At 60.4% G+C, this 11,537-nt stretch carries 10 protein-coding genes and 1 tRNA gene; 4 read left to right on the top strand and 7 right to left on the bottom strand.

Features of this window, described 5'->3' with window-relative positions; all coding sequences use genetic code 11:
• Positions 1 to 18: 18 nt before the first annotated feature.
• The 6 genes from ACR2J1_RS04870 to ACR2J1_RS04895 form a co-directional block, all read right to left on the bottom strand.
• On the bottom strand, positions 19 to 1,176 hold the full coding sequence (locus ACR2J1_RS04870; RefSeq protein WP_434018213.1) for an extracellular solute-binding protein: 1,158 nt from the start codon (positions 1,174 to 1,176) through the stop codon (positions 19 to 21).
• 71 nt (positions 1,177 to 1,247) lie between these two features.
• Entirely contained in the window at positions 1,248 to 2,702 is a 1,455-nt protein-coding gene (locus ACR2J1_RS04875) for an AsmA family protein (protein WP_434018214.1), read from the bottom strand.
• 482 nt (positions 2,703 to 3,184) lie between these two features.
• Positions 3,185 to 4,957, bottom strand: coding sequence for an ABC transporter permease (locus ACR2J1_RS04880; protein ID WP_434018215.1), 1,773 nt, complete (start codon positions 4,955 to 4,957; stop codon positions 3,185 to 3,187).
• Complete coding sequence (locus ACR2J1_RS04885) at positions 4,944 to 5,474, bottom strand: hypothetical protein (protein WP_434018216.1); 531 nt, start codon at positions 5,472 to 5,474, stop codon at positions 4,944 to 4,946. Before ACR2J1_RS04885 ends, ACR2J1_RS04880 begins: the two co-directional genes overlap by 14 nt.
• A 10-nt stretch (positions 5,475 to 5,484) precedes the next feature.
• A complete protein-coding gene (locus ACR2J1_RS04890) occupies positions 5,485 to 6,537 on the bottom strand; it encodes a Fe(3+) ABC transporter substrate-binding protein (protein WP_434018217.1) in 1,053 nt (350 codons plus the stop codon).
• Positions 6,538 to 6,815: 278 nt separating this feature from the next.
• Positions 6,816 to 8,081, bottom strand: coding sequence for an ATP-binding protein (locus ACR2J1_RS04895; RefSeq protein WP_434018218.1), 1,266 nt, complete (start codon positions 8,079 to 8,081; stop codon positions 6,816 to 6,818).
• Between the two features lie 304 nt (positions 8,082 to 8,385).
• Between ACR2J1_RS04895 and ACR2J1_RS04900 the strand changes: the two genes are divergently transcribed.
• From ACR2J1_RS04900 to ACR2J1_RS04915, 4 genes are all read left to right on the top strand, one after another.
• Positions 8,386 to 8,880, top strand: coding sequence for a phasin family protein (locus ACR2J1_RS04900; protein WP_434018219.1), 495 nt, complete (start codon positions 8,386 to 8,388; stop codon positions 8,878 to 8,880).
• 185 nt (positions 8,881 to 9,065) lie between these two features.
• A tRNA-His gene (locus tag ACR2J1_RS04905) sits at positions 9,066 to 9,142 on the top strand.
• A 90-nt stretch (positions 9,143 to 9,232) separates the two neighbouring features.
• Positions 9,233 to 9,922 carry a hypothetical protein gene (locus ACR2J1_RS04910; protein ID WP_434018220.1) on the top strand — a complete coding sequence of 230 codons (690 nt, stop codon included), beginning with the start codon at positions 9,233 to 9,235 and terminating at the stop codon, positions 9,920 to 9,922.
• Positions 9,919 to 10,944 (top strand): site-specific integrase, encoded by a 1,026-nt coding sequence (locus ACR2J1_RS04915; protein WP_434018221.1) that lies wholly within the window; start codon positions 9,919 to 9,921, stop codon positions 10,942 to 10,944. Before ACR2J1_RS04910 ends, ACR2J1_RS04915 begins: the two co-directional genes overlap by 4 nt.
• 359 nt (positions 10,945 to 11,303) lie before the next feature.
• Here ACR2J1_RS04915 and ACR2J1_RS04920 read toward each other — a convergent pair.
• The coding region (locus ACR2J1_RS04920; RefSeq protein WP_434018222.1) for a GFA family protein at positions 11,304 to 11,537 on the bottom strand (234 nt) is incomplete at its 5' end.

Raw genomic sequence — 11,537 nt, forward strand, 5'->3', positions numbered from 1 at the left:
GCTCCCAATTTCCTCGCGTTACTGTTGCTGCTTTGTCGAGCTCGTCTCTTCGGAGCTGCCGGCCGGCATTGATACCTGCGCGCGCCATTCCTTGAAGCGCTTTCCAAGTGCTGCGCCGTGCTCGATCCACCAGCTTTCGTCAAACTTGAGCACGTTCTGAAAATTTTGCGGGGCGGTGGGAAGGAAACTGGCCACGTCCACATCGATGACGGGATGTTTGCCGACAAGCGGGATCGCCGATTTGCGCATGGGGCCATAAGCGATCAGTTGCGCCTGCGCCGCAAGCCGTGCTGGTTCGCTGGCGAATGCGATGAAGCGCTTCGCCAAATCCTTGTTGGCAGCGCTTTTGGGAATGGCCCAGAGGTCGAGATCGTAGATCTGACCGTCCCAAAGGACGCCCACGCGTTGGCGGGCACCGATGCTCGCACGGAAAATACGCCCGCTATAGCTGGCCGCCATCACGACTTTATTTCGCGCCAGCCATGTGAGCGGATCCTGCGCCTTGTTCCACCACAGGACCTCCGCCTTGATCTTATCGAGAACGCTGAAAGCCCTGTCGGTCCCCGCAGGGGTGCCAAGTTCCGCGTAAACTTTGTCAGGCTCCACGCCGTCGGCGAGCAGCGCAAGCTCAAGAGTATAGCGCGGGCCGTTCGGCAGAGCGCGCTTTCCGGGAAAGCGCTTGGTGTCGAGGAGGTCGGCGATCTTGGTCGGTGGCCCGCCCTCGAAAGCGCCGCGATCGAAAGCAATCGCTGTCGACCAAGCGACGCTTGCAATCCCGCAGGATGAAAGGCCGCCGGCAACAAAATCATCAGCGGCAGTTTGGCCGTCAGGCCCGGCCCCAAGCGTATTGCTGTCGATTGCTTCCAGATGACCGTCGCGGCACAGCGTGGCAAGCGTCGCCGCCGACATGTCCACGACGTCAATCGGCGCATTTTTGTTTCCGATCATCCCCATGATCGCGGCGAGTGTGCCGTTATAGGTCTCGATCTTGACTTTGGTGCGCGTCTCGCGGGTGAACGGCGCGAAATAAGCGATCTCCTGGGATTGGCCATAGGCGCCGCCCCACGTCGCTATGTTCAGCGTAGGCCCGGTATCGGCGCCCTGCGCCAAGGCTGCGGGGGACTCAACGAAGTTGGCTGCGACGATAAGCATGGAGAGCACGACAAGTGCCGGCACCCGTGAAAGACCCGTTCGATTAGGTTGTGCCCGCGCGTGTCTCTGCATGATTGCATCGCCGCCGATCAGGGTCATTGGACAGGGCTGGTCACGGGGTTTGCCTGGGACGATTCCTCGCCAAGTGTTGCGCGATCCGTCCGTCGAATCGTTGGCTGCGATAGCACGCCCCTAATGGAGAGCTTGGGGACGGCGTTGTCGGTATCCAAAGCCGGCGTTGAAGGGACCGGCCGATTCACCGACAGGTTCCAGTCTAGCATGGTGCGACCGAGATCGATGTCTCCAGACCCGAAGATAGACCGCTGAGCCGTCTGCATATTGAAGGTTCGGCACCAGATAACACGCGCGGCGAGGCGGCACTCTGCCTTCAGCGTGTCGAACTGGGTTGCTTGATTGCTGTTCCAACTCTCGCTTTCGAGCGGTGCGACGGGAGCCGTCAGTCGGGCGAAGTCCACGGGCAGCGAGCCTCTTTCGGCGCCGATTTTGATCGCACCAAAAAAGCTGTGCTTCAGCGCGGTGAGATCCTGTCCCTCGCCCGCAAGGTCGGCCCTGAGCTCGCCAACCCCGTCGATGGGAATTCCAAGCCCAAGCGGATCAAGGCATTGTTTAAGGGCAATGTCGTTGAGATTGGCTATGAGGCTGACGCGGGGCGTCCGTTCGGCTTTCACCGCTAACCGTCCAGCGGCGGAACCGCCGCAAAGTTCAATCTCGCCGATCTCGACTGCCAGCGCGCCGTCCTTAGCGGTGATGGTGAAGCCGCCTTTGCCGAGGCTCAGCGTGCGGACGCGGATCTCGTCGACCGAGACGCGGAGATCGGCGTCGAGAGACCGCAAGAGGATCCAGTCGGAAATCTGAGCACTGGGCTGCCTGGGCAGAGAAGCCGTCACATCTTCTCCGCTGGCGTCACCGAGATAGGGATCAATGACGAGCCGCTCGAAATCGAGCGTGCCCTCTATCCGAGGTTTCGCGCCGGCCGTGAAAGCAAGAAGGCCGACGGCGCTGTTGCCGTCGAGCTTGAACGAACCCTCGTCTATGGTGAGGGTTGCGCCACTAGCGTGCATGGCGCCCGACGCCGAAAACTCCTTCAGGCTCTGGCCCTCGGGTTGGTCGACTCCGAGCCAGCGCAAAAAACTGCGCGCGTCGGCGACGTCCGTTTGAATACGGCCGTCGAGCTGGAATCCGTCTTTGAATGAGGCCGCGCCTTTCATTGTGGCCCGGCCGGGATCGGATGTCAGGGCGAGGCTCACGGGAACGCTTGTCGAGCTGGACGTCACAGCTCCGCTATCGAGGGAGAAACGTACTTCCTCACGTCTAAACTCGAACGAGCCGGACCCGGAGAGAGCGCCGCCCTCGGTTTGTCCGCCGCTCGTATCGAAGTGAGCCTGCACATTATCGATCGTTTCGCGTCCTGCGGCTGTTGCTAATTCGATGCTGCCGTCGCGTACATGCAATGCGCCGATCGGTCCAAAGGCAAAAAGGTTGACGATACGTTCTTGCGGCGTCTGGCTCGACGTGGCGTCCGCGCTCAAGACGATGCGAGGCTGCATCAATCTGAGCGCGTCAATGCGAACGCGTCCAAACAGGAGTTGCGCGAGATCGATCGTGATCTTGGCCTGATCGGTGCTGATCGATCGGAGCAGCGGGAGGCGCGATGCGTCGCGGATCACGAGCGCGCCGCGGACTGAGACGTCTGGGAAATAGCGCACGCTTACCGGGCCGGCGAACTCGACTGTCCCGCCCGTCCATTCGGACAATGCGGAGGCAATGCGGAGGCTGAGCTGCGACGTGTCGCCGATCAGTCGGGGAAGGAGAGCGAGAGCCAGGATAAACGGAAGGAGTCCGAGAAGAAGCCATCTCCACGATAGCTGGCGAGGCTTCATGCCGATCTACCCACCCGATTGGCGCCAGCCCCGAAGCGGACCAGCGCAAATTTTTGATCGCCGGAAGTTTTGCTAGGTTTAGCCCGATTGCGGCCCGATAGCGAGCCCGGGCCTCGAATTTTCTTTAGTTATCAAGATGCCTGTGCCACCCAAGCGGCCGGCGAGGGGCCGAGGACCCCGCGGCTTGGCGATGCTCCGGGCCGGCCCGCCACAATCACGCCATGGAGCATGAAAACCGGAACGAGGCTTACCAATACGATGGTAAGGGCAGAGAGCCCCGCCTCTTCGTAGCGGTAAAGCGATACGAGCGTGAAAACCTGGGTCGCAAGCGTGTCGAAGTTGAAGGGTCGGAGCAACAAGGTGGCGGGTAGCTCCTTCATGGAATCAACAAACACCAGCAAGGCTGCAGCTCCCAGTGCAGGCCGCAAAAGAGGCAGATGGACTTTCCACAACGTCTCGCTGACGGAACTCCCAAGTGTCCGCGCCGCGGCATCGATATGGCGCGAGATCTTGCTCAAACCGGCCTCTACCGCGCCGAGCGAGGCGGCCAGAAACCGGATCGTATATGCGACGACGAGAGCGAAGGCCGTACCCGAGAAGATCAGCCCAGTCGGGATGTCGAACAGGGACCGCATCGCTGCGTCGATGCCGTTGTCGAGCTGGGCGAGCGGGATGAGGAGGCCGATGGCAAGCACGGTGCCAGGTACAGCGTAGCTGATTGCCGGCAGCGTACTCGCGGTCTGCACCACTTTGGACCGCGTCTGCCGTCGCGCGTAAGCGAGCACGACCGCAAGAATGACTGCGAGGCCTGCCGCGGCACTGGCGAGCAACAGACTGTTCCGCGCCGCGCGCCAGAAATCCGGCGCCAATCCGGCTGCGAGATGTGCCGTCGCGTCGCTCATGAGCACACCCACCGGCAGCAGGAATCCGACGAGCGGGGGCAGGGCGCATGCAAGCATTGCGAACGCTGCCGCGCCGCCGCGTAGCGGCTCTTCCGTTAAGTCGCGGTATTTTCCCGTGGTGTGATGGAAGCGGCGATGTGCCCGCATACTGCGCTCGATCAATAGCAGGGTGAACACGAAGAGCAGCATGACGCACGCGATCTGCGCCGCACCGGGCAGACTGTTGCGGTCGAGCCAAGTGTCATAGACCGCAACGGTGAGCGTCTTCACGCCGAAGAACTCGACGGCCCCGATGTCGTTCAACGTCTCCATGAGGGCGAGGGCCACACCGGCCGCCAGCGCAGGCCGGGCAAGCGGCAAGGCGATTCGCCAGAACGTCGCGCCGGCGCTTTGCCCAAGGGTGCGGCTTACCTCGAGCACGCACACTGATTGGGCGAGAAAACTCGCGCGCGCCGTGATGTAAACATAAGGATAGAGCACCGCGCTCATGACAAAGATCGCGCCGCCTAGGCTCCGGATATCTGGAAACCAATAGCTCCGCGCGTCCTGCCAGCCGAAGACGTCGCGGAGACCCGTTTGCACGACGCCGGAATAATCGAACAGCTCAAGATAACAGTAGGCGATGATGTAGGTGGGGATCGCCAGAGGCAGCAGGAGCATCCATTGAAACAGGCGGCGGCCTGGGAAACGGTACATGGTCACAAGCCAAGCGGTGCCGGTCCCGATCACAAGGCTAAGCCCGCCGACGCCCGCCATCAGGCCGAGCGTGCGCCGCACCGCGCGGGGGAGGACATTTGCGGCCAGATGCGGCCAGGTATCGCCGCTCGACTGTAGTGCCAGGATCGCGATAGCCGCGATCGGCGCCAGCGCAATCAGGGAAATCAGGAGCGCCGCGAGCGACCAGCCCAGATTGCCGTTCTCATTGAGGCGGGCGAAGCGTCTGCGCCACGCTACGCGCGTTAGGCTTCTCTCGTCCGGTGCGCCGCGATCAGCGTCCAGCACCAGCCACCCCATCGCCTGCGCGCCACGGCGCGGCGAGCGCCGCGACGGCGTCGAGCGACAGCACTTGATCGGCCTCTTGCAGCACGTCGGCGAAGGCGCATGCGGAGTCGATGACGGGATCCACGAGATCCGAACCTGTCAATGCAAGAGCGCAGGCGCGTATGGCCGGGCAGCGTTGGTGTTGCGAGGCTGCAATCAGAGAGATCGCCATGCATTCATCCGCACAGAAGCCCGTGCAGCCGAATGGATAATATTCGATCTTGCGTGACGACGACGCCCGAACGGCCCGCACCCAGCAGGCCAATTCTGTTACGGCGCGCTTGGCACGCTCGGTGCCGAGCGTACCCGCATACGCGTTCCAGCCCGTCTCCCAACAGGCAATGTCCCCGGTGTCATAGCCTGCGAGCCAACACCTGAAGCCGACGCCAACAAGCCACTCGGCACTCGTGCGGTCCTTGCCGTAACGGTTCGGCGCCGTAGTTCGCGCTTGCTTTTCAATGCTCTTATGGAAGCTCATCTCAGTGCCCTCATGAGCTTGGCCCCTCATCGAAGCCGACTTTGTCGACGAGTTCGCTCGCCTTTTTGCGCAAATCCCCAATCTCATCGAGCGTAATCGGATCCGGCTTGAAATCGCCCCAGGACTTAACGAGGTCCGACGGCGGAATTCCTTTTTTTACCGGGTACTCGTTGTTCACCTCGGCATACATCCTCTGACCTTCGTCGGACGCCAGAAATTCGAGAAGCTTGACGGCATTCTCCTTGTGCGGCGCGTTCTTCGCCAGGATTGCGCCCGAGACGTTCACGTGCGTTCCGCGATCCTCTGTGTTGGGGAAAAGCAGCTTCACGGAGTTTGCCCACTCCTTCTGTTCCGGCTGTTTATCGTTTTGGAGCATCGCGCCCATGTAATAGGTGTTGCCAATGGCGAGATCGCATTCACCGGCATAGACGCCTTTCACTTGCAGCCTGTCGTCTCCAGCCGGCTTACGGGCCAGATTGGCCTTCACTCCTCTCAGCCAAGCCTCGGTTTCGGCCTCGCCGCGATGCGCAATCATAGAGGCGATCAGCGCGACGTTATAAACGTGCTGGCCGGAGCGGACGCAGATTTTTCCGCGCCATTTCGGGTCGGCGAGATCTTCATAGGTGATGTGGTCGGCTTTCACGCGCTCCTTGGAGGCGTATACGACGCGCGCGCGGCGCGTCAGGCCCCACCACTCGCCGTCCGCGGCGCGGTAGGCGGGCGGGATCGCCTCTTCCAGCGTTGCCGACTGAACCGGCTGGGCAATTCCGGCCGCCGTCGCTTGCTCCAGATTGCCGATGTCGACGGTGAGCAAAAGGTCGGCCGGGCTGTTACGCCCTTCCGCCTGAATGCGCTCGATCAGTCCCTTTTCCGCGAAGATGACATTGACTTTGATGCCGGTCTCTTTGGTGAACGTCTTCAGAAGCGGATTGATGAGATAGGGCTGCCGGTAGGAATAGATATTGACCTCCCCGGCCTCGGCCGGGAGACGCTCAGCGAAGACTACGGAGAGGACAAAAGAGGCGAGCGCAAGCGCAATAACGCGCGCGGAAGAAAATCGCATCGGTTCCTCCAATGGCCGGGGTTCAAGGCCCCGGTATCGGACAGGATTGCTGGAAAAGCGAACTCGCTCGTATTCTTGCGTAAATCCCTGGAGTGTCAATAACAAAGTGGCAATCTAATCAACATTAGAAGCCTTCTAAGCAGCGTTCACTCTGTAGCTAGAAGAAATAGATTTTCTAGAATGATTATAAATAGGTCTGATGGAAGTCTAATTGGTCTGCGAATACAGAATTCGCCGCAGACGAGGCAGCCGGCACAAAGTTTAGGCTTCAGCGCTGCTCATTTCGCAAGCCGGTCGGCCGGGAAGATGACATCGGCGCAGGTACCGACGCCAGGCTCGCTGGTGAGGACCAACCGCGCGCGATTGGCATCCACCAGTGCTTTGGTGACAGGAAGGCCAAGCCCGGTTCCGGTCTGTCTGCGCGGCGCCGTGTCGAGCTGATGGAACGGCTGCATCGCGAAGGCGATCTCATCCTTGCTCATGCCGACACCGTTATCGCGCACCCGCAGGCGGAGTTCCCCGTCCACCAGCGATGCCGACGAAATGACCTGGCCTCCAACGTCGGTAAACTTGATGGCGTTAGAGAGCAGATTGAGCAGGATCTGTTTCAGCCGTCTTGGGTCGGCGATCACTGCCGGTAGATTCGGCGCAAATGAAGTCCGCAGCACGATCCGCTCGCGTTTGGCCAACGGTTGCAAACTGTTGACGCTCTCGCTGACGAGTTCCGCGACCTCGACGGCAGTGAAGTCGAGCTCGAATTTTCCCGCCTCCATCTTCGAGATATCGAGAAGGTCGTTGAGCAGGCTGAGCGCGTAAAGGCCGCTCTGATGGATATCCTCGATATAGCCCTTGTAGCGCGGATTGCCGATCGAACCGAGCCGCTCCTGCAGCATGAGCTCGGTAAAGCCGAGAATCGAATTGAGCGGCGTGCGGACCTCGTGGCTGACCTTGGCGAGGAAATCCAGCCGTCCCGCGCCATCGCCCGTTCGGTTCGCGGTGGGGCTGGATACGCCCTCGAGCTGCGGGTCCACGTCGACTTGCGGCGGAGGCGAGAGTTCCGCGTCGAGATCGGCCTGGTCGATGAGGCGCAGGAGTTGCGGGCTTTGCTCGGAGCCAAGCGCGCTCAGCGAAAAGACCGCTTTGAGACGCCGCCGTGAGCGAGTGAGCGCATCGATGGGCTCGCTTCGCCCTGTGCCTGCGACGTTCGCGAGCACATTTCCACTGCCGGACAGAATGGCGTCCAGCCCACCGGCCTCTTTCAACTCATCACAAGAGCGATAGCCGAAAGCATACGCGAACGCCGTATTGGCATGCACAAGCTCGCCATCGGCGAGGATGGCGATTGCCGCCGGCATGACCTCCAGCAAGGACTTCAGCTCCTCGCCGCCAAGGCTCAAGGCCTGAAGGCCCGAGGCCGCTTCCTCTGCCGTAACAAGCTCAGGACCCCGCAGGACGCGGCCTTTAAGCGCCCGCGCGATATGTTCGAGCGCCTCACGGTCTTCGGGAAACTCCGCGATGCGCTTTTTATTTGCCGGTTCGGCCATGGAGGGCCCTATTGGGATGGTTGCGCTCATTTCGCGCCTCGGCAAGCTTGGCGATCTACTCTCCGCGCCCACTCTACTTGGGGCGTCAGACCGACTCATCCACTAAATTTAGGCAAATGCAGCGCAATTACAGGGTTAAAGCGCATTTACCGTCAAGATGGGCTAACAAAGTGTTGATGCCAATGAGTAGGGCTCTTGTTATCCCGCACCGCACCAATTATATTGCATTGCACAATAAAACGACAGGTTCCCCGATCCTGGGCGAGCTTGGTGACAGGCAGAAGCGCAAGCAAGAGGTGCAATCATGAGTGAAACATATTCCCCCCAACAGGCTGCCGAGCAGGCCCGCGACACGTTCCGTAAGGCGGCTAAAGAGTTCGAGACCATGAAGATGGACGCCACGGTGCCTGAGAGCGTTCGCGCTCTCGCAGAGAAGACCGTCACGCAGACCCGCGAGGCCTATGAGCGCGGCAAGGACGCGCTGGAAGAGACCGTCGACGCGCTTGAGCGGTCATTCGATGCCGCCGGTCAAGGCGCCGCCGCCTTTAACCGGAAGCTCATCGATATCGCGCAGCGCAATCTCAACTCCGGCTTTGACCTTGCCAAGAGTCTCGCCGGCGCGAAGAACCTCGCCGAGATCGCCGAACTCCAGTCGGCTTTTATTCGCCGCCAGTTTGATGTCTTCGCAAATCAGGCGGGCGAGGTTCGCGCCTTGACCACCAAGATTGCGGCTGACACGACCGAGCCGATCAAGGAGCAGGTATCCCGCTCCTTCGAAAGCCTCAACAAGGTCGGCTAGTTGATCGCGGTACGTCTGCCGCGGCGCGTTTCAATTCTGAGGGTAGATCGCAAAAGCGATACGACAGGCTCGGGCTCCGGCCCGGGCCTTCATTTTGATCTGTGGCCGAGACCTGCCGCTGCGTTCATCGCTTGCAACGGCAACCACCTGCGCATAGGTTCCGGGCGAACGCGCAATGCTTTTGCGCCGCTGTAGCTCAGTTGGTTAGAGCGCTTGATTGTGGATCAAGAGGTCGGTAGTTCAAATCTCCCCAGCGGTACCAACACTTTCAAGACCTTAGAGCCTTTCTCTTCCTAGCCGTCCTTCCGTAGGTAACCCGCAAGGTAACACTTGCACCAACGGAGGAACTGCAATGCAAGCTTCGCAAATGACACGCCGCAAGGCGATGACCTTAGTTGCCGCAGCACCGGCCGCCGCGGTGCTCCCCCCAATAGCAGCAGCAACCGTAATCCCCGCGACGGGAGTTCCTGCTGAAAAGGGGTCCTCGGAACTCAATCAGCTGATCAAGGCTCACCGCACAGCCTATCGAGCTTTCTGTCGCGCGATCGACCGCGAGCAGAAGATGGAAGAAGACTACAAGAAGGTCCGTGATAACACGATCCTTGTCCCCTGCTTCCTCACTGGCGATGCGTTCGAGCTTCAGTTGGGATACGAGTTCTGCGGGGAACGCCTGGAAGCGTCCTACACGCGTCAGCGAAAACAACTAGAAAATCTGACTCGCGTTTTTCCTCCTGACCTGGTGGAACAATCACTCGCGGTCATCGATGCGAAGCAGAAGGAAAACTTCGATGTTCTCGATCGCATGTTTGCTGAAGAAGATGCACGCAGGGAAGCCTTCGGCCTAGCGCCGGCGAAGCGCGACTGGGAAGCCACAAATGACGCGGAGCAAGAAGCCGCACTCGCCATCTGTGCCTACAACTGCCGCTCCTTCGAAGAAGCAGCAGTAAAAGCGCGGTACCTGGCGACCGCTCCGGGACTAAGAGATGGACTGCTCGATGAGCACGTTGATGCTTTGCTCCAATCGTTCTTCGTCGAGACATGAGCGTACAGAGCATAAACGCAGAGGTGCGTCGGCTGCGGTCGACGCCCTCGCCTCCGTTAAGTCCTCTAACCAACCCACGGAGCAAGTGCTCTGCCCTTGTCGCAACCCTTGAGCACGCGACGAGCGCTGCCAATGATTACGCCACCGCCTCTAAGTCTGCAGCCACACGGCGGGTGTATAGAACCGACGCAGCGGACTTTGCGGCTTGGTGTGAGCGTCATGCGGTGGATGCCCTACCCGCGACTGTGGAGACCGTCGCTGCCTATCTCGCCTCCTTGGCAAGATCGGGTCTGAAAGCCTCAACCATCACCCGGCGTTGTGCCGGCATCCGCTACATGCATCGCCTGGCCGGGCTTGAATCTCCGACGAGCAACGAAGCTGTGAAAGCCGTGTTGTCGGGGATCAGGCGAAGCATCGGCACGGCGGTGATACGGAAGGAGCCGGCCACGGCAGAAATGCTTCGCGTCATGATCGCCGATACCCCTGAAGATCTCCGCGGCTTGCGCGATCGTGCCCTGTTGCTGCTTGGCTTCGCGGGCGCACTCCGCCGCTCAGAACTCGTTACACTAGACGTGAGAGACCTTGAGGAAACCAATGAGGGTCTCCTCGTGCACATCAGGAAATCGAAGACGGATCAGGAAGGGATCGGCGACTTTGTCTCTATCCCGCATGGCTCGCGTCTGCGGCCCGTCGGAGGACTCACAGCCTGGCTACAGGCGGCGGGGATTACTGAGGGTCCCATCTTCCGCTCGATCAAGAAAGGCGGCTCGGTGACTCTCGAAAGGCTCTCAGATCGCTCAGTCGCGCAGATCCTGAAGAGGAGAGCTGAGAGCGCCGGCTTCGACTCCACCCTCTTCTCTGGCCACAGTCTCCGTGCCGGGTTCGTCACCTCCGCGCTGCACCATGGAGCGGATATCCTCCGTGTGATGGATGTCACAAGGCATCGTGAGGTCAGCACGCTCAAGACCTATGATCGGCGCGCGAAGGCATTCAAGCAGCACGCGGGCGAGGCGTTCCTGTAGGCTGCCGAGAAAGACGGTTATCGGAGGTAAACTGAGCTCGCATTACCAGAGCGCCCGGCGACTTCCGTAGGAGTGGATGTTGCTTAGGCGCGGCAACACGCCGAATCGACGCAACCGCCCTATCGCGCTCTCGAAAGCTGCCGCGGCACTCATTGTAGGTGCCCTGGGGCGGATAAAGCGCCGACGACAAGAAATGCTTTGCTTGCTTTAAGACATTCGTGTCCCCGGCGTCAGCTTCTGCCAAACCCGACTTCTTCAACAGCATCGACCAAAAGGCGACGATGGGAGAACGGGGCATCCCCACCAAGAGCAGACGTTATGCTCGTCGAAGCTCCCTTAGATGAGGCGCGCCAAAGCGATCAGAAGCTCGCCCCGTCCACTTTCTGAACCGTCAGGCTATCGAGGTCGATCGAAGGCACACACCTTAAGTTGACCGCCGCCATCTCGGTTCCATCGGGTCCTTTGTCGACCCCGAAGGACTGACAACCGCACGTCGCGCAAAAGCGATGAGCGATTGCGTGCTTATTGAAGAGATAGTCCGTGAGGGCTTCATCCCCTGTAACAAGCGAAAAGGTGTCGACCGGCACGAAAGA

The organism is Methyloceanibacter sp. (genome assembly GCF_050999895.1).
Taxonomy (GTDB): Bacteria; Pseudomonadota; Alphaproteobacteria; order Rhizobiales; family Methyloligellaceae; genus Methyloceanibacter.

Coding starts and splice junctions, on each gene's coding strand:
- ACR2J1_RS04895 (WP_434018218.1), bottom strand. CDS start 8,081: ATGGCCGAACCGGCAAATAAAAAGCGCATCGCGGAGTTTCCCGAAGAC.
- ACR2J1_RS04890 (WP_434018217.1), bottom strand. CDS start 6,537: ATGCGATTTTCTTCCGCGCGCGTTATTGCGCTTGCGCTCGCCTCTTTT.
- ACR2J1_RS04915 (WP_434018221.1), top strand. CDS start 9,919: ATGAGCGTACAGAGCATAAACGCAGAGGTGCGTCGGCTGCGGTCGACG.
- ACR2J1_RS04910 (WP_434018220.1), top strand. CDS start 9,233: ATGCAAGCTTCGCAAATGACACGCCGCAAGGCGATGACCTTAGTTGCC.
- ACR2J1_RS04885 (WP_434018216.1), bottom strand. CDS start 5,474: ATGAGCTTCCATAAGAGCATTGAAAAGCAAGCGCGAACTACGGCGCCG.
- ACR2J1_RS04900 (WP_434018219.1), top strand. CDS start 8,386: ATGAGTGAAACATATTCCCCCCAACAGGCTGCCGAGCAGGCCCGCGAC.